Source organism: Halorubrum hochsteinianum (assembly GCF_023702125.1).
In the GTDB taxonomy this organism is placed as follows: domain Archaea; phylum Halobacteriota; class Halobacteria; order Halobacteriales; family Haloferacaceae; genus Halorubrum; species Halorubrum hochsteinianum.
Genome location: NZ_CP098415.1, coordinates 91,948 through 109,502, shown reverse-complemented (window position 1 = coordinate 109,502; position 17,555 = coordinate 91,948). Strand labels below are relative to the sequence as shown.

At 68.4% G+C, this 17,555-nt stretch carries 18 protein-coding genes; 9 read left to right on the top strand and 9 right to left on the bottom strand.

Features of this window, described 5'->3' with window-relative positions; translation table 11 throughout:
• Positions 1-35: 35 nt before the first annotated feature.
• From NAF06_RS00595 to NAF06_RS00585, 3 genes are read right to left on the bottom strand one after another with little or no spacing between them, the layout of a single operon-like run.
• Positions 36-686 carry a class I SAM-dependent methyltransferase gene (locus NAF06_RS00595; protein ID WP_008586053.1) on the bottom strand — a complete coding sequence of 217 codons (651 nt, stop codon included), beginning with the start codon at positions 684-686 and terminating at the stop codon, positions 36-38.
• 44 nt (positions 687-730) lie between these two features.
• Positions 731-2,983, bottom strand: coding sequence for a type II secretion system F family protein (locus NAF06_RS00590; protein WP_008586054.1), 2,253 nt, complete (start codon positions 2,981-2,983; stop codon positions 731-733).
• A complete protein-coding gene (locus NAF06_RS00585; protein WP_008586055.1) occupies positions 2,980-4,680 on the bottom strand; it encodes a type II/IV secretion system ATPase subunit in 1,701 nt (566 codons plus the stop codon). The genes NAF06_RS00590 and NAF06_RS00585 overlap by 4 nt, the downstream gene beginning before the upstream one ends.
• 163 nt (positions 4,681-4,843) lie before the next feature.
• On the opposite strand from NAF06_RS00585, the gene NAF06_RS00580 reads away from it, so the two are divergent.
• Positions 4,844-5,317, top strand: coding sequence for a DUF5793 family protein (locus NAF06_RS00580; protein ID WP_008586056.1), 474 nt, complete (start codon positions 4,844-4,846; stop codon positions 5,315-5,317).
• A 44-nt stretch (positions 5,318-5,361) separates the two neighbouring features.
• On the opposite strand, the gene NAF06_RS00575 is transcribed toward NAF06_RS00580, so the two are convergent.
• Together NAF06_RS00575 and NAF06_RS00570 are read right to left on the bottom strand one after the other, a co-directional pair.
• Positions 5,362-6,225, bottom strand: a complete 864-nt coding sequence (locus NAF06_RS00575; protein WP_008586058.1) for an SAM hydrolase/SAM-dependent halogenase family protein — start codon at positions 6,223-6,225, stop codon at positions 5,362-5,364.
• A 481-nt stretch (positions 6,226-6,706) separates the two neighbouring features.
• Positions 6,707-7,237, bottom strand: a complete 531-nt coding sequence (locus tag NAF06_RS00570) for a nicotinamide-nucleotide adenylyltransferase (RefSeq protein ID WP_006628755.1) — start codon at positions 7,235-7,237, stop codon at positions 6,707-6,709.
• A 170-nt stretch (positions 7,238-7,407) separates the two neighbouring features.
• Between NAF06_RS00570 and lonB the strand changes: the two genes are divergently transcribed.
• From lonB to NAF06_RS00545, 5 genes are all read left to right on the top strand, one after another.
• On the top strand, positions 7,408-9,690 hold the full coding sequence (lonB, locus tag NAF06_RS00565) for an ATP-dependent protease LonB (protein WP_008586059.1): 2,283 nt from the start codon (positions 7,408-7,410) through the stop codon (positions 9,688-9,690).
• 165 nt (positions 9,691-9,855) lie between these two features.
• Positions 9,856-10,638, top strand: a complete 783-nt coding sequence (locus NAF06_RS00560) for a CBS domain-containing protein (RefSeq protein ID WP_008586060.1) — start codon at positions 9,856-9,858, stop codon at positions 10,636-10,638.
• A gap of 77 nt (positions 10,639-10,715) precedes the next feature.
• A complete protein-coding gene (locus NAF06_RS00555; protein WP_008586061.1) occupies positions 10,716-10,955 on the top strand; it encodes a glycine zipper domain-containing protein in 240 nt (79 codons plus the stop codon).
• Between the two features lie 72 nt (positions 10,956-11,027).
• Positions 11,028-11,990: an NOP5/NOP56 family protein gene (locus NAF06_RS00550; protein WP_008586062.1), complete on the top strand. Its 963-nt coding sequence runs from the start codon at positions 11,028-11,030 to the stop codon at positions 11,988-11,990.
• A complete protein-coding gene (locus NAF06_RS00545; protein WP_008586063.1) occupies positions 11,983-12,618 on the top strand; it encodes a fibrillarin-like rRNA/tRNA 2'-O-methyltransferase in 636 nt (211 codons plus the stop codon). The genes NAF06_RS00550 and NAF06_RS00545 overlap by 8 nt, the downstream gene beginning before the upstream one ends.
• 22 nt (positions 12,619-12,640) lie before the next feature.
• On the opposite strand, the gene NAF06_RS00540 is transcribed toward NAF06_RS00545, so the two are convergent.
• Positions 12,641-12,838 (bottom strand): helix-turn-helix transcriptional regulator, encoded by a 198-nt coding sequence (locus NAF06_RS00540; protein ID WP_008586064.1) that lies wholly within the window; start codon positions 12,836-12,838, stop codon positions 12,641-12,643.
• A gap of 7 nt (positions 12,839-12,845) precedes the next feature.
• Positions 12,846-13,262, bottom strand: coding sequence for a DUF2178 domain-containing protein (locus tag NAF06_RS00535; protein WP_008586065.1), 417 nt, complete (start codon positions 13,260-13,262; stop codon positions 12,846-12,848).
• Between the two features lie 146 nt (positions 13,263-13,408).
• On the opposite strand from NAF06_RS00535, the gene NAF06_RS00530 reads away from it, so the two are divergent.
• Together NAF06_RS00530 and NAF06_RS00525 are read left to right on the top strand one after the other, a co-directional pair.
• Positions 13,409-14,044, top strand: coding sequence for an IS6 family transposase (locus tag NAF06_RS00530; RefSeq protein WP_251106145.1), 636 nt, complete (start codon positions 13,409-13,411; stop codon positions 14,042-14,044).
• 70 nt (positions 14,045-14,114) lie between these two features.
• Complete coding sequence (locus tag NAF06_RS00525; RefSeq protein ID WP_251106172.1) at positions 14,115-14,750, top strand: IS6 family transposase; 636 nt, start codon at positions 14,115-14,117, stop codon at positions 14,748-14,750.
• Positions 14,751-14,782: 32 nt separating this feature from the next.
• On the opposite strand, the gene NAF06_RS00520 is transcribed toward NAF06_RS00525, so the two are convergent.
• Complete coding sequence (locus NAF06_RS00520) at positions 14,783-15,532, bottom strand: pirin family protein (protein ID WP_008586085.1); 750 nt, start codon at positions 15,530-15,532, stop codon at positions 14,783-14,785.
• A gap of 202 nt (positions 15,533-15,734) precedes the next feature.
• On the opposite strand from NAF06_RS00520, the gene sod reads away from it, so the two are divergent.
• A complete protein-coding gene (gene sod / locus NAF06_RS00515) occupies positions 15,735-16,334 on the top strand; it encodes a superoxide dismutase (RefSeq protein ID WP_251106171.1) in 600 nt (199 codons plus the stop codon).
• Between the two features lie 193 nt (positions 16,335-16,527).
• Here the strand turns inward: sod and NAF06_RS00510 are convergent, their stop codons facing one another.
• Positions 16,528-17,490 (bottom strand): ArsR/SmtB family transcription factor, encoded by a 963-nt coding sequence (locus tag NAF06_RS00510; RefSeq protein ID WP_008586103.1) that lies wholly within the window; start codon positions 17,488-17,490, stop codon positions 16,528-16,530.
• Positions 17,491-17,555 lie beyond the last annotated feature (65 nt).

The window sequence follows — 17,555 nt, the reverse complement described above, 5'->3', positions numbered from 1 at the left end:
CTTTAATCCACCCCCGTCAGTATCCGCCGTGATAATCAGCGGCCCGGTGCCGACACCGCCGCGTAACAGTTCCCGCTGGAAACGCGCGTGTGGCGGACTTCGAGGCCGCTCGCCCCGAGGTCCGACTCGAACTCGGCGGGGGAGTAGATGTGATAGTACCGGGGGACGGTCTCGCCGCCCGGCAGGGTCCAGTCGACGGTCGTGTCGAACCCCTCGTCGCGGTCGAACCGGTCGTGGGCCGTGCTCCACGCGCTGACGAGCGCGACCCCGCCCGGCGCGAGGACCCGGGCCAGCTCGTTCAGGCTCTCGACGCGTTCGGCCCGGGGCGAGAGGTGGTGGAGCGTGGCGACGTACACCGCGAGGTCGACCGCGCCGTCGCGCACCGGCAGCGACGCGGCGTCGGCGTGGATGAAGGCGGCCGCGTCCGCGTACCCCCGGTCGCGGGCGCGGGAAACCGCCTCGTCCAGCAGGCCGCGGCTGAGGTCGACCCCGACCGCGGTCTCGGCGCGCGCCGCGAGCGCCTCCGTGTGCCGGCCGTTTCCGCAGCCCACGTCGAGCGCCCGCGCCGCCGACCGGTCCGCGAGGAACGACTCGACCTCGGGCCACGCGTACTCGCGGGTCTTCGAGAAGTGGCTCGCGATGCGGTCGTAGGTCGACTGCGGATCGCCGGTCGACTGCGGGTCCATACCGGGGTCTCCGGCCGCGACGGGTAAATGCCGACCGGACCGCGTCACACCGCGCCGATCGCGACGAACGCGACGAGCGTGAGCGCGAGCAGCACCACGACGTGTTTCACGCCGTCGCGCACCGACCCCTCGCCCAGCTGGCCGGCGACGAGCCCGGAGCAGGTCGCCTGTATCGCGGCGGCGTGGAAGAACAGCTGCTCGTAGGCCGCGACGTCGATGTCGCCGATCCCGTCCGTGATCCCCGAAGGGCCCGAGGGGACGCCGCTCCCGGCGTCCGGGAGGCCGCCGCCCGCGCCCGGGACGCCGGCGGACTCGATGGCGGGGATGAACGACACCGACAGCGCCGCGATGATCCCGAGGAAGACGAGGAAGGAGATGTAGATCACGATTAGGTACGTCAGCATCACCTGTCGCCGCTCGCGCCGGAGCGACCACGTCGCGCGCGACTCGTCGGCCGCGATCCGCAGGACCGGGCCGACGTCGCCGCTCGCCCGGATGGCGTTGGTGACGAGCGCGACCGCCCGGGACATCATCGGGGATCGGACCCGGCGTTCGAGTCGGCGGAGCGCGGTCGAGACGTCCGCCCCCCAGTCCACGTCGCGGCGCGTCCGCCGGAGGTCCGCCGTCAGCGCCTCCAGGTTCGAGTCGGCGACGCGCCGGACGCTGCCGATCACCGCGGTCCCCGCCTCGTTGACGCTGGCGAGGCGGTCGAGGAAGTCGGGGACGGCGGACTCGATGCGCCGGACCCGACGCTTACCGAACTCGTAGGCGACCGCGTACGCCGCGAGGACGAACGCCGTCGCGACGACGATCGGCCCGTCGACCTGCCCGACCATCTCCACCGGCGTCCCGAGCGTGATCGGGAACGCGAAGACGAGCAGTCCGACGACCGCGATCGGGACCGCGGCGAGCAACACGGTCCGCGGCGAGGCCAGCACCGTCTCCGCGGGCGACGCGATCAACTGTCTGACCCAGCGGAGACGGTCGTACGCCCGGAGCCGCTCGCGGCTCGCCGCCCACCGGTCCGCGCCGGGGGCGTCGCGGCCGGGACCCCCTCCCCCGCGTCCGTCCGCCGTCCCCCCGTCCGGCCCGCGTCCGTCCGCCGTCACCCCGTCCGGCCCGCGTCCGCTCGCTGCGCCCCCGTCGAACCGCGGGGAGCCGCCGCGGTCTCCCGGCTCGTCCGTCGCGTGGCGCACCCCCGAGACCGACGGCGTGTCCGGGTCCGAGAGCGACGACTCCGCGACCGTCTCGGTGCCGCCGACGCCCTGCGTCACGCTGTCGACGTAGACGACGAACCCGAAGGTGGCGAGCGGAACGCCGAGGTAGACGACGACGCGCAGGAGCGGCATCGTGTCCTGCAAGACGAGTCCGATGACGACGAGGATGGTGATGAAAAAGAGCGGGCCGGCGACCAGCGCGGTGACGTACGCCTCGGCGAACGTCGAGAGCAGTTCGAGGTACTGCTCCTGTTTCGCCTCCGCCTCCGCCTGGTAGCGCTCGTACTGGTCGTTGAGGAACGCCGACACCGACTGCCCGGTCCCGAGGACGGACGCGAGGTTCTCCGAGAAGTCGGCGAGGTCGTCGCTGGGCGTTCGCCGGGAGACCCGCTGGAGCGCGGTGAGCGCGTCGGTCCCGAAGGCGTTCATGTCCCGGACCGCGACCGACAGCTCCGTGGCGGCCTCGCCGTACACCGCCTCGTTCTCCGCGAGCGTGTCCATCACCCGCGGGAACGCCATCCCCGACCGCGAGAGCGCGTACATGAACGCGACGGTTCGGGGGAGGGTGGCGTCTATCTCGGCCGCCCTCGCGTGTGCGCGCTGGTCGAGCAGCTGCCACCGGGCGAGGTACGCCCCGAGCGCCAGCCCCGCGCCGACGGTCGCGGAGACGACCGCGAGCAGGACGAACAGCCTGCCGAGCCCGAGGTCGGCGAGCCGGGTGACGACCGCGACGAACCCGAACTCGGCCGGGAGCGCCTCGCGGATCGCGGCCTCGCCGACGTCGAGCGCGGCGAGCAGCCCCGCGGCCCCGTACACGCCGATGACGCTGCCGGCGACGCCGAGGACGGCGGCGTACAGCAGCGTGCGCGAGGCGTACACCCGGTGGGTCGTCCCGGCGACGTGGGCCGCGCGCATCTGGTCGCGCTGGGCCCGCCGCCGCGTCTCGTTCTCGCCGACGTAGTCGCCGAACGCCGACAGCGCGACGCGGGTGACGAACAGGTCGACCCGGTCGTCGACGAGCGGGAGCGCGAGCGCGAGGCAGGCCGCGACCGCCGCGGCGAGGGGGAGATACTCGATCATCGGTCCGCGGCGTCGACCGCCGGGTCTCCCGCGGTGGCGACGCCCTCTTCGTCGGTGAGAGAGTCCGCGTCGACGTCGTCGGCCGCGGCGGCGCGCTCGTCGAGCTTGTCCATCACGCGCTCGGGGTCTGCGTAGTACTCGTTGACGAGGGCGGTGAACGTGCGGTAGTCGTTGATGCCGAGCGCGGAGAGCAGTTCGATGAACCGCTCGCGGCGGCGGACCTCCCGGAGCAGCTCCGACCGGGACCAGCCGCGCTCGTCGGCGATCTCCTCCAACAGCGACGAGTCGTTGCGCCGGAACGTGTCGGAGTCGGGCACCCACTCGAACGCCGACGAGTAGTCGAGCTCGCCGGTTCGCTGATCGATCCCCCCGATCTCACCGATCGTCTTCGCGCGGCGCACGCGCTCGTCGTCGGAGCGCGTGAGCGTCTGGACCGAGAGCATGTCGAGCGACTGGACCATCGCGCGAGGGACGTTGATCGGCTCGTTCTCCAGCCGGTTGATCACCGTCTCGATCGAGTCGGCGTGCATCGTCGAGAACGTCGTGTGGCCCGTGTTCATCGCCTGGAACAGCGTGATCGCCTCCTCGCCGCGGACCTCGCCGACGATGATGTACTCGGGGCGGTGGCGCAGCGCGGAGCGCAGCAGGTCGTACATGTCGATGTCGGTTCCCTCGTACCGGCGCTCGCGGGTGACCGCCGAGAGCCAGTTGTCGTGGTATAAGGAGAGCTCGCGGGTGTCCTCGATGGTGAGCACCTTCGCGCGCGGCGGGACGAACATCGACACCGCGTTCATCGAGGTGGTCTTCCCGGAGGCGGTCCCGCCCGCGAAGATGAGGCTCTTGTTGTGCTCGATACAGAGCCAGAAGTACGCCATCTGCTCGACGGAGAAGGTGCCGTACTCCACGAGGTCGACGGGGGTGAGCGGGTCCTCGGCGTACTGGCGGATCGTGAACGCCGAGCCGCGCGGCGTCACCTCCTCGCCGAGCGCGAGTTCCGCGCGCGAGCCGTCCGGCAGCGTCGTCTCGACGATGGGGTCGCCGACGGAGACGTGGCGGCCGGACTGCTGTGCGAGCCGGATCACGTAGCTGTCGAGCGACTCCTGGTCGAAGGAGACGTTCGTCTCGATGTCGGTGTACTGGTCGTGGTAGACGAAGATCGGGAGGTCGTAGCCGTCACAGGAGACGTCCTCGATGTGGCGGTCGTTCAGCAGGGGGTCGACCTTCCCGTAGCCGCGGAAGTCGCGGTAGAGGTAGTACAGCAGGGCGTGGAACGTGTCCATCCCGGCCTCGACGCCGTACCCCTCTAACAGCGTCTCCAGCTCCGATGTAAGCGTCTCTTCGTCGGTCTTGCCGGTCCCCTCGCGGTACAGGAGCGGGTCGCGGATGTCGTCGACGACGCGGTCGAGGAGCTCGCGCTCGAACCCGTCCAGCTCCGGCTCGACGGCGTAGTAGCGGTGTTCGCTCTCGACGTCGTCGTAGGTGATCACGACGTACGCGTACGGCGCGTTCACCCAGTAGCGGTCGACCTCGCGCTCGTCGTCCGGGACGGTGAAGGAGGCGAGCGGCCCGTCCTCCCCCGGACGAAACGGGCGGACGTCGAGCGCGGACCCCTGAAGCAGCTCCCACGTCCGGGAGAGCCGCCGCTGGAGGGCCTCGATCCGGTCGCCGAGGTCGCTCCCGCCGACGTCGCTCGCCATGAACGTGGGGACGTTGCGGCGGGGGGAAGTTAAACTACCCCCGACGATTATCACGACCGACATCGGGACGCGCCGTCGTCGCGACTCCCGTCGCCGGTGACGCCTCCGTCGCCGATCCGCCCGTTACGTTGATACGGCCGGGCCGCAAAGCGAACCATACGAAATGCGGCGTGACTACTTCGATCTGACCGTCGACGGCGTCGGCGACGGCGTCGACTCCCGGTCGCCCCCGCTGGTGCGGATCGACTTCCACGGGCCGGCGGACCTGCTCCGCGGTCGGCTCTCCGGGGGCGAGAGCGACGGCGACGACGACCTGCTCACGGCCGACGAGATCGACGTCGCCTTCCGACTCCGAGAGCCGCTGGACGAGGCGGACGACCCCGAGGGCGTGGTGGGCGTCACCAACCGCTACACCGGGGACTTCGTCCTCGAACTCAACGAGACGGCGACTGACGTGCTCCCCTTCATCCACGCCGCTCGGGATGCCACGGAGGACGGCGACGCCCAGTACCGCGTCGAGATCGACGTGGACGGCGAGCGGCTCGTCGCCTACGACAAGGACACGTTCCTCGTGTACGACCACGAGGGGAATCTCCTCCGCAGCGAGAGCCTGATCCCCTCCGGCGTCGAACTCTGAGGGCGGCGGTCGGCGGTCCGGGTCGAGCGCGGACGTCGCCGCGATCAGAGGCTGACGCTGTCGGGCACGAGCCGCACCGAGTCGCCGGGCCGGAGGTCGAACGCGCCGTCGCCGCGCCCGTCGTTGACGTCGCACTCCACGTAGCCGTGGCTCCCGACGGTGACGAGGCGCTCGCCGGGGTCGACGGCTCCGAACGTCTCCGCGACCGGGGTGAGGTCGCCGTCGACGCGGATCCAGTCGCGGCCGCGGATCAGCTCGCCCGGGACGTTGGTGATCACGTTCCCGAACCGGTCGATCGCGAGCACCTCGCCGTCGACGGCGACGACATCGCCGGTGGAGTCGCCCGCCCCGTCGTCCCCGTCGCGCTCGACCGACGGCTCCGGGAAGCGGACGTCGACGGGGTCGCTCGCGGGCGAGAGGTCGTCCATCGCGGCGAGCGCGTCGGCGACCGCGCTCGGCGTCACCCTCCCGTCACCCGTCGACTCGTCCGCGTCGTCGAGCGCCGTCCGGACCCGGGCCGCGGTCGGGGCGAACACGTCGCGGCCGTGGAACGTCTCGCTCGCGGGTTCGTCGACCGCGACGGTCCACGCCTCGACGTCCGACTCCTCGGCCGCCAGCGCCCGGGCCGGCGGCATCGCGAGGCCGTTGTCGGGCGCGACGACGACGTGCGCACCGGCGCGGACGACCAGGGCGGCGCGGTCGGTGCCGACGCCGGGGTCGACGACCGCGCAGTGGACCGCCGGCGGGAACTCCGGGAGGACGAACCGGAGCCAGAAGGCCGCCGCGCGGGGGTCCCCGCGGGGTAAGTCGTGGGCCACGTCGATCAGCTCGGCGTCCGTGTGCCGGCGGATCACTCCCTTCATCGCGGCGGGATACGGCGAGCCGAAGTCCGAGGTGAGCGTGATCATGTCGGAAACCGCGTGCGGGGGGCTGTTAAAGGAAACGGGCGGCGGCTCGGTTCACCCGACGACGCGGTGGCGCGCGCCTGCGAGCGGTCGCCCCCGGCGACCGCGAAGAGCGCGTGCGAGGGACGCGGCGACCGAAGGGAGCCGCGAGGCTGGGGAGGCGTGAGGTGCGGGGCTGTGCGGGGCGGGACTCGAAGGGGCAGCCGCGAGGCGGGCAGAGGCGACGTAAGCACCGGAGGGAGCGAGTGAAACGAGCGACCGAGGAGCGCAGCGAGCGTCTGCCCGCCTCGCAGCTGGGGCTTCGGAGGCATTCGTGTCGGTCAGTAATTTATAAGCGATTACGTACAGCCGAGCGGCTGGGGCTTCGGAGGCATTCGTGTCGGTCAGTAATTTATAAGCGATTACGTACAGCCGAGCGGCTGGGCTTCGGAGGCATTCGTGTCGGTCGCAACTTTATAGCCGGAAACAACCTCGTACGCCCGATCTACGCGTCCGACGGCTCCTCGCCGTTCGCGTCGGTCTCGGCGATCCGGCGGATGCGCCGGACCCCGTCGACCTCGCGGATCACGTCGACGACGGCGTCCGGGACGAGGTCCGCCCAGTCGCGGCCGCGGATCATCCGCTCGCGGAGCTCGGTCCCCTCTAACACGTCGCGACGGAACATCGGCGACTGGCGCACCTCGACGCCCGCCTCCTCGAACAGCCGGACCACGAGCGGGTTGTTCGAGTACGCCACGTCGAACCGGGGGGTCATGCTCCGGACGTGGCTCACCCACACGGAGTTCCGGTCGAGGTCCTCGATGGGGACGACGTAGGTGGTGATGTCGAACTCCTCGACGGCCTTCGTCACCATCATGACGCGCTCGCCGGCGGTGAAGGGGTTCCGCGTGGTGTGGGAGTCCCCGGCGGAGCCGATTCCCAAGACGAGCTCGTCGACCTCCGCCGCGATCTCTTCCACCATGTGCTGGTGACCGTTGTGGAACGGCTGATACCGACCGATGTAGAACCCCCGCATAGACGTACGTAGCGGCGGCGTCATTTATAAACCCCGTGGGAACGCTCGAACGGAGAGATCGGGGGGTAAACGGCTTCACGAGGGGTTTTACTGCCCCCGTACCCGCGGGGTTGGGGGGAGAAAGTATATCAGTAGCCGACCCTTCCGTTTCGATAGCGACACCCGATTCTATGAGCAACGAGAAGGACACGAACGACCCGACGGCCGACGACCCCGACGAACCGCCTCACGGCGGCGTCGACGACTCGAGTCCGGCGGGGAACGGCGAGGACGCCGCGCACGGCGACCCCGAGCCCGACGAGGGTCCGGCGAGCGACCCCGACGTCGACCGGGACCCGGCCGCGGACTCCGGCGGGGAGTCGGCCGCGGACCCCGACGACGCGGACGAGCCCTGGGACGACGACGTCGTCGTCGACGAGGGCGACGGGTTTGACGAGGCCGACGTCGTCGGGGGGACCGCCGACGCCAACGGCGAGAGCGCCGGTCCGGCCGACGACGGCGGGATCGACGAGCTCGGTAGCACCGTCGAGGTGGAAGGGGCCGAGATCGAGGAGGACCCCGACGAGGACGACCTGCTCGGCGGGCTCAAGATCGACACCACCGCCGAACTCGAGATCCCCGACCGGCTCGTCGACCAGGTCATCGGGCAGGAACACGCCCGCGACGTGATCATCAAGGCGGCGAAGCAGCGCCGCCACGTGATGATGATCGGCTCGCCGGGGACCGGCAAGTCGATGCTCGCGAAGGCGATGTCCGAGCTGCTCCCCAAAGAGGAGCTTCAGGACGTCCTGGTGTATCACAACCCCGAGGACGGCAACAAGCCGAAGGTGCGGACCGTGCCGGCCGGCAAGGGCGACCAGATCGTTGAGGCGCACCGCGAGGAGGCGCGCAAGCGCAACCAGATGCGGTCGCTCCTCATGTGGATCATCATCGCCGTCGTGTTGGGCTACGCGCTCATCATCGCCGGCACGATCCTCGTGGGCATCATCGCGGCCGGCGTGGTGTACCTCGTCTTCCGCTACCTGAACCGCGGGTCGGACGCGATGATCCCGAACCTGCTGGTGAACAACGGCGACACGAAGACCGCGCCGTTCCGCGACGCGACCGGCGCGCACGCCGGCGCGCTGCTCGGCGACGTCCGGCACGACCCGTTCCAGTCCGGGGGGATGGAGACGCCCAGCCACGACCGCGTCGAGGCCGGGGCCATCCACAAGGCGAACAAGGGCGTGCTGTTCATCGACGAGATCAACACGCTCGACATCCGCAGCCAGCAGCACCTCATGACGGCGATCCAGGAGGGCGAGTTCTCGATCACGGGCCAGTCCGAGCGCTCCTCGGGCGCGATGGTCCAGACCGAGCCCGTCCCGACTGACTTCGTCATGATCGCGGCCGGGAACCTCGACGCGATGGAGAACATGCACCCGGCGCTGCGCTCCCGGATCAAGGGGTACGGCTACGAGGTGTACATGGAGGACACCATCGAGGACACCCCGGAGATGCGCCGGAAGTACGTCCGGTTCATCGCTCAGGAGGTCGCGAAGGACGGCCGACTGCCGGAGTTCTCGGCCGAGGCGGTCGAGGAGATCATCCTCGAGGCCAAGCGCCGGTCCGGCCGGAAGGGCCACCTCACGCTGAAGATGCGGAACCTCGGCGGGATGGTCCGCGTCGCGGGCGACATCGCCCGGGGCGAGGACGCCGATATCACCACCCGCGACCACGTGCTTCAGGCGAAGGGCCGCTCGCGCTCGATCGAGCAGCAGCTCGCGGACGACTACATCGAGCGCCGGAAGGACTACGAGCTGGAAGTGTCCGACGGCTACGTCGTCGGGCGCGTCAACGGCCTCGCCGTGATGGGCGAGGACTCCGGGATCATGCTCCCGGTGATGGCCGAGGTGACGCCGACTCAGGGCGGCGGGCAGGTGATCGCCACCGGCCAGCTCAAGGAGATGGCCGAGGAGTCGGTCCAGAACGTCTCGGCGATCATCAAGAAGTTCTCCGACGAGAACATCTCGGAGAAGGACATCCACATCCAGTTCATCCAGACGGGCCAGCAGGGCGTCGACGGCGACAGCGCGTCCATCACGGTCGCGACCGCCGTCATCTCCGCCTTGGAGAACGTCGGCGTCGACCAGAGCCTCGCGATGACCGGCTCGCTTTCGGTCCGCGGCGACGTGCTCCCCGTCGGCGGGGTGACTCACAAGATCGAGGCGGCCGCGAAGGCCGGCTGCGACCGGGTCATCATCCCCGCGGCCAACGAGCAGGACGTGATGATCGAAGACGAGTACGAGGAGATGATCGAGATCATCCCCGTCTCGCACATCAGCGAGGTCCTCGACATCGCCCTCGAAGGCGAGACCGAGAAGGACTCGCTCGTCTCGCGGCTGAAGTCGATCACGGGGTCGACGCTGAAGGAGAGCAACGTCTCCAGCCCGTCCAGCCCGAGCCCGCAGTAAACGACTCTCTCCTCCCTTTCGCGGTTTCGTCGCGCCGCCGCACCGCGAGCCGCCGCTCCCGCCCCGTATCCTCCGGTTTCGGTCTCTTCCCGCGTCCCGACTCGACCGCCCGTTCGGCGGCAACTCCCCGCCCTCTTTTTATTCCGGGAGCGTCTACCGCGGACGATGAGCGGGAAACCGACCGTCGGCGAGTACATGACCCGGGAGGTAGAGACGGTCAGCCCGGACGAGACGGTGGCGGCCGTCGCGCGCCGCATGGCCGACAGCGACGGGCACAACGGGTTCCCCGTCACGCAGGGCCGCACCGTGGAGGGGTTTGTCGCGGCCGGGGACCTGCTGCTCGCGGACGACGACGCCCCCGTGTTCACGGTGATGACGGAGAACCTGATCGTCGCGCACCCCGACATGAAGGTGACCGACGCCGCGCGGGTGATCCTTCGGTCCGGCATCCAGCGGCTCCCGGTCGTCGACGACGCCGACAACCTCGTCGGGATCATCTCGAACACGGACGTCGTCCGCTCGCAGATCGAGCGCGCGACGCCCGGGAAAGTCGGGAAGCTGATGCGGACCCTCTCGCAGATCCACGGCGTCGAGCTCGACGAGGAGCGGCGCGAGGTCGAGATCGCGGCCCTGACGCCCACGCAGGCCCGCGTGTACGCCGACGAGCTGGAGGGGCGGCAGTACGAGCTGGAGAACGGCCTCGCCGAGCCGCTCGTCGTCATCGACAACGGCGGCACGCTCTACCTGGCCGACGGTCACCACCGGGCGATGGCGGCCCGCGAAGCCGGCATCGAGACGATGGACGCGTACGTGATCGTCCCGCGGAGCACCGTCGACCTCGGGATGGCGAAGACCGCCGAGAAGGAGGGGCTCCGGGTCGTCGACGACATCGAGGTCGTCGACTACGCCAGACACCCGCTCGTGGAGACGACGAAGCGGCTCCAGTGAGGCGGCTCGGAGATCACCCGCCCACCAATCCGTGGTTTTCGTAGCCACACTTTTATGAGTAGACAAGAGAGGGGCGTATGGGATCACGAATCCGAAACGCGGTCGACAGGGCGAAGTACGCGGCCGTCGGCGCTGCCGTCGGTGCCGCGGTCGGCGGGCTGTGGAGCCGGAACGCGGCGAGCACGGGCGGCGCGCTCGGCGGGCTGGCCGGCGCGACGCTCGCCGAACTGAAGTCCGGCGCTGGCGGCGTGTTCGCGGACGGCGACGGAGACGAGGTCGACGCCGACGAGACGCCCGAGGCCGACGCGGCCGCGTGAGCGGTCCGCGGTGCGGCTGGCTCCCGGCCGCATCGGGAACGTCTATACCGGCGGGCCGAGTAGCCGCCGGCAATGAGCGACACCGACGACCCGGACGCGAGCGGGGCGTCCGACCGCGGGGGCGGCTGGTTCGAGACGCGTCCGCCGGAGGCGGCGGACGGCGACGGTGACACGGCGAGCGGCGACGCCGCGGTCGCGGCGCGGGTCCGCGACGGGAGCGCCGCGGCACCCGCCGACTGGCCCGAACGCGCCGTCGAGGCCGGGTTCGCCGACGACGCCGACGAGTACTACGACCGGCTCAAGGCCGCGACGACGCGCGCGACGCGGGAGGCGGTCCGCAAGCGCGAGCGCGCCGACGACGCGCAGCTGATCCACGCGGTCCGTGCCATGGACGACTGCGAGCGCGTCGCCAACGAGCTCGCCGAGCGCGCCGTCGAGTGGGGCGGGAGCCTCTTCGACGAGGTCGACCCCGGAGTCGAGGGGGCGCGAGCGATCGCCGCGCGCGAGCCGGAGAACGAGGTCGAACGGCGGGCCGTCTCCCTCGCGGAGCGCGCTGCGGAGCTTGACGACGAGCGGGCGGCGCTCGCGGAGACCATCGGTCGGATCGCGCCGGCGGTCGCGCCGAACCTCACCGAGATGGCCGGGCCGGAACTGGCCGCGCGTCTTATCGCGCTCGCCGGCGGGCTGGAGCCGCTCGCGAAGAAGCCCTCCGGGACGGTACAGGTGCTCGGCGCGGAGGACGCGCTGTTCGCGCACCTCTCGGGGCGCGCCCCCTCGCCGAAGCACGGGATCATCTACACCCACGAGTTCGTCCGGGGGACCCGGCCCGAGGACCGCGGCTCCGCGGCGCGCGCGCTCGCCGGGAAGCTCTCGCTCGGCGCGCGCGCGGACCACTACGCCGGCGAGCGCCGGGAGCGCCTCCACGACGACCTCCGCGAGCGGATGGCGACGATCCGGGCGCGAGCGGACGAGGACGGGAACGACCCCGGCGATCGGGAGGACGCGGAGACTGAGGGGGTGACCGACGATGAGTGAGGGCCTGCCCGCCGGCGTCGAGCGACGCGATATCGACGGCGAGCGGCGGCTGGCGACCCGCGGCGAGCCCGTGTACGGCGAGCCGACCGCCGAGAGCTGGCGCGCGTGGGACCCGGAGCGGTCGAAGCTCGGCGGGATGCTCGAACTCGGGCTGGAGACGGGTCTGACAGGCGGCGAGACCGTCCTCTACCTCGGTGCCGCGAGCGGGACCACGGCGAGCCACGTCGCCGACTTCGCGGGCCCGACGTACGCGGTCGAGTTCGCGCCCCGCCCGGCGCGGGACCTCCTCGACGCCGCCGAGCCGCGCGACCGCCTCTTTCCGCTGCTGAAGGACGCGCGGAAGCCGGAGACGTACGCGCACGTCGTCGAGAGCGACGTCGACGCGGTCGTTCAGGACGTCGCCACGCGCGGACAGGCCGAGGTGGCCGTGCGCAACGCGCGGTTCCTGGCGGACGACGGCCGACTACTCTTGGCGATCAAGGCGCGCAGCGAGGACGTGACGGCGGACCCGGAGACGGTGTTCGAGGGCGCGCTCGACCGGCTCCGGGAGGCGTACGAGATACTGGAGACGCGGCGGCTCGACCGGTACCACGAGGACCATCTCGGCGTCGTGGCGACGCCGAAGTGAGTCCGGAAGCGGCGGCCGACCGTCAGTTGTCCGCCGGTTCGAACAGGTCCTCGATCCGGCAATCGAAGTGGTCAGCCAGATCGAAGGCGAGCTCCAGCGACGGGTCGTAGCGCTCGCGTTCGATCGCGTTGATCGTCTGTCGGGTGACGCCGACGGCGGCGGCGAGGTCGGCCTGACTCTCGCCCGTCTCGGCGCGTCGATCGCGGAGGTCGTTTCTCATGTGCGGTTCACAGCCGGTATTTGTAGTAGATCACGAACGCGCCGTACGCGACGAAGACCGCGAACAGCGTCCACATCGCGCCGTAGAACTCGCCCGGTAGCGTGAGGACGTCGCTTTCCGCTAACACCAGTCCGCCGGGGGCACCGAGAATGAACACGTACGCGAACAACTTCATCGTGTAGTGGCCGGCCTCGCGTTCGATGGTGCTGTCGCGCTCGTCGTACAGGTCGACGGGACTGAACCGTTGAACGAGCCCCATACCGAGGCCGCCAGCCCAGTAGAGGGCGACGCCGAGGACGAACCGGTCCAGGGCGATGGCGATCCACAGCGCGAGGATGCCGGCGCCGAGCAGTCCGTAGGCGATGCGTTTGTACCGTTTCCGCGTGGAGAGCCGAGTCGTCGCGGGGGCGGTGTGTTCGCTCATGGTGGAGGTAAAGCGAGCGCGGACCGAGTGTAAAGCTCGCTTTACAGTAAAGGTGACTTTACGTTAGACAATAAAGCTATCGCCGGTGGCGTTGACGGTGTTCAGATAAGGTTTGAAAGTGAGGCGGTGCGTTTTCAAAGTGTTCTATGCCAGAAAACGACCGCCTCAGCGGCTGTTTAGACGAGATCAACTTAGAGTTTGTGGAGCGAGAAGCAACACCGAAGCTGTTGATGAAGCTCAGTATTCAGCTCCATTTGTCTGGACTATCGCTTTCGAATACTGTTTCGTTTCTTGAGGTATTCGGTGTTGATCGAGTTCGATCGACCGTTCATAACTGGGTTCACAAAGCCGACCTACAGCCGGAATCGGATCGGAACCCGAATCACGTCGCGGTTGATGAGACCGTGATTCAACTCGATACTGAGCAATATTGGCTGTACGCTGCTGTCGATCCCGAATCAAATGATCTGCTACACACACGGCTTGAACCGACGAGAAATAACGCGATCGCAGATCGGTTTTTCGCGGAACTCCGCGAAAAACACGACGTAGATGACGCGATCTTTCTCGTTGATGGTGCGGCTCCACTTCAGCGAGCCTGTCGTAAACACGGCCTCGATTTCAGATACGAACGACATGGAAATCGGAACAGCGTCGAACGTGTCTTTCGTGAGGTAAAACGCAGAACTACCAGTTTCTCAAACTGTTTCAGCAACGCCGAAGCAGAAACAGCAAACGAGTGGCTCAGATCCTTTGCCTTCGCATGGAATCAGCTTATCTGAACACTACCGTGGCGTTGGCGGTGTTCAGATAAGGTTTGAAAGGTGAGGCGGTGCGTTTTCAAAGTGATCTATGCCCGAAAACGACCGCCTCAGCGGCTGTTTAGACGAGATCAACTTAGAGTTTGTGGAGCGAGAGGCAACACCGAAACTGTTGATGAAGCTCAGTATTCAGCTCCATTTGTCTGGACTGTCGCTTTCGAATACTGTTTCATTTCTTGAGGTATTTGGTGTTGATCGAGTTCGATCCACCGTTCATAACTGGGTACACAAAGCCGATCTACAGCCGGAAGCTGGTCGGAGCCCGAATCACGTTGCGGTTGACGAGACTGTGATTCAGCTCGATGATGAACAATACTGGCTGTACGCTGCTGTCGATCCTCAGTCAAACGATTTGCTACATACAAAGCTTGAGCCAACAAGAACGAGCGTGATCGCAGATCAGTTCTTCACGAAACTCCGCGACAAACACGACGTAGATGACGCGATCTTTCTCGTTGATGGTGCGGTTCCACTCCACCGAGCTTGTGACAAACACGGCCTCGATTTCAGATACGAACGACATGGAAATCGAAACAGCGTCGAACGTGTTTTTCGTGAGATAAAACGCAGAACTACCAGTTTCTCAAACTGTTTTAGCAACGCCAAAGCAGAAACAGCAAACGAGTGGCTCAGATCGTTCGCCTTCGCATGGAATCAGCTTATCTGAACACTGCCCGTTCTCACCGCACCCGCCGGGTCTCAGAGGACGAACGGGCCGCGCTGGTCGATCGGTTCGCCGTGTGGGCGTCCCGAGACCGCGACCGCGCGCAGCGAGTCCTCGCCGCGGACGTCGACCGTCGCCGCCTCCGTCACCGGAAGCACGTCGCCCTCGGCGATCGCCGAGCCGTCGACCGTCCCCGCGCCGTCCACGGCGTAGAGGAAGCCGGCCCACCCGTCGGGGACGGACCACGCCCACGAGCCCGTCACCTCGATGTCGAGGTACTCCACCGGCGTGTGCGTCGAGAGCGGTGAGTCCTCGCCGACGACCGTGGTGACGGTCGCGTCGTCGAGCGTCTCGGTCGGTAGCTCGTCGGCCGCGGCGTCCGAGTAGTCCGGCTCCATCCCCTTGTCCTCGCGCGGCAGGTTGATCCAGAGTTGGAGACCGTTACAACCCGCCCCGTCGGCGGGGAACTCGGAGTGTCGGATCCCGCCGCCGGTCGTGATGTGCATCGCCTCGTTCTCGCGGGCGGTGTTCGTCACCCCGAGGCTGTCCCCGTGGTCCATGCCGCCCTCGATCATGTACGAGACGATCTCGAACCCGCGGTGCGGGTGCATCGGGAACCCCTGGTCCGGCTCGATGTAGAACCGCTCGAAGAGGACGAACGGATCGAGGTGTTGCGGGTGCGCCCCCGTCGGGAACGCCCGGTTCGAGTTCACGCCCGTGCCGTGGCGGACCGGTTCGCCGGAGACGGGAGCTGCTCGGTCCGCGCTCGGCCGGCTGGAAGTCATGTTCGAACCGAGCTGACCACAGCCGATAAGCATCACGATTACGGAACCGAGAAATTGACAGAGAGATTTGGAAATATTACGTGTAACTCTATACATGGTGTTTTTGAGCCCTCATAATCGAGTTCTGTCGTAACAGGATATTTACTGGAAAGCGTTACAGAGAACCTTCTTACCCGTGCCGCGAGTACAACGGAACGCAACAATGAGCTACGAACTCGATCCGCTGCCGTACGAGTACGACGCGCTGGAACCGCACATCTCCGAGCAGGTGCTCGAATGGCACCACGATACCCACCACCAAGGGTACGTAAACGGCTGGAACGCCGCCGAGGAGACGCTCGAAGCGAACCGCGACGCTGGCGACTTCTCCTCTTCCGGCGGAGCCATTCGCAACGTGACTCACAACTCCTCGGGCCACATCCTCCACGACCTGTTCTGGCAGAACATGTCGCCGGAGGGCGGCGACGAGCCCGAGGGTGAGCTGGCCGACCGCATCGAGGAGGACTTCGGCTCGTACGAGGCCTGGAAGGGCGAGTTCGAGGCGGCGGCCTCCGCGGCCAGCGGCTGGGCGCTTCTGGTGTACGATTCGTTCTCGAACCAGCTTCGCAACGTCGTGGTCGACAAGCACGACCAGGGCGCTATCTGGGGCGGTCACCCCGTCCTCGCGCTCGACGTCTGGGAGCACTCCTACTACCACGACTACGGCCCGGCCCGCGGCGAGTTCGTCGACAACTTCTTCGAGGTCGTCGACTGGGAGGAGCCGTCGGACCGCTACGAGCAGGCCGTCGAGCTGTTCGAGTAAACGAGGCGCACCCCGGCGCGTCTCCCGCGTCTCTTGACGCGCCGGACGCGCCGGACGCGCCGTTTCCGCTCCGCCGCCTCGGCCGCCGGCGACGGAGCGAGACTGTGGGCGTTCGCGGCGGCCCCCTCCCCTCTCTCTCTGCGGTTTTCGACCGGACTCGACCCGACGAGCGGCGGCGCTCCGCCGGTGCGAGCTACGTCGCGTCGCGTTCGGGGCCGTCCGTCTCGACGACCCTCCCGGACTCGTCGACGCCGACTCGCATCTCGTCGCCCGCGCAGGCGACCGTCAGCCGCACGCGAAGCGGGTCCTCGGAGACGACCGTCGTCGCGGCGTCGCTCACGCACCAGTCGAACTCCCAGAACGGCGTCGAACTCAGGTCGACGCCGCGGTCCGCGCAGAACCGGAGGACGTCGGGGTCGTCGAGCAGCAGGAGACCGACCGTCGACCGGAGGTCGTAGCTACAGCGCCGGCAGACGTGCTCGACCGCGACGGCCTGCCCCTCCTCGTCGGGCGTCCGCACGAGGTCGGTCTCGACGGTTCCGGTACACTCGGGGCAGACGCCGTCCGCGGCCAGACAGTAGTGGTGTCGGACGTAGTGGTGGAACGCCTCCAGCAGGTCGTCGGTCGACCGACCGTCGAGCGCGCCCGCCGGGAAGGGGTAGCTCACCTGTATCGCGCCGCAGTCGGTGCAGCCGATAGCGAGCGTGTCGTCGACGTACCACCCGTGGAGGTCGCCGCCGCAGGCGTGACACGACCCCTCCGCCGGGAAGAAGCCGAGCTGCGCCCGCTCGGTCAGCGTGCCGGTGAAGATGGAGCTCACGACCTTCCGGCCGGGCGCGCGGAGCTCGTACCCCTCCTCGCGCCGCCGGACGAAGTGCCCGGTGAGCTGGTCGAGGTGGTAGCTGAAGTTCGCGCTGTCCGTCGCGTCGACCCGTTCGAAGAGCTCGGTGAAGCTCACGGGCGACTCGTCGCCGCCGAGTTCGAGCAGCGCGTGGAGGACCTCGACCCGCGTCTCGTTGCCGAGGACGGCGAACACCTCCGCGGGCGGGATCCGCGACTTCGTTCGGGCGGCCGCGGCCGCGCCGTCGGTCCCGTCGATGCGGTCCGCGCGCTCGCCGTCGGAGGCGACCCCGCCGGACCGGTCGAACTGGCTCATACGTCACCACTCGTTTACCGAGCGGTAAAGTCTGTTGGAGCCGTCGGATCGCCGGTCGGCGCTCC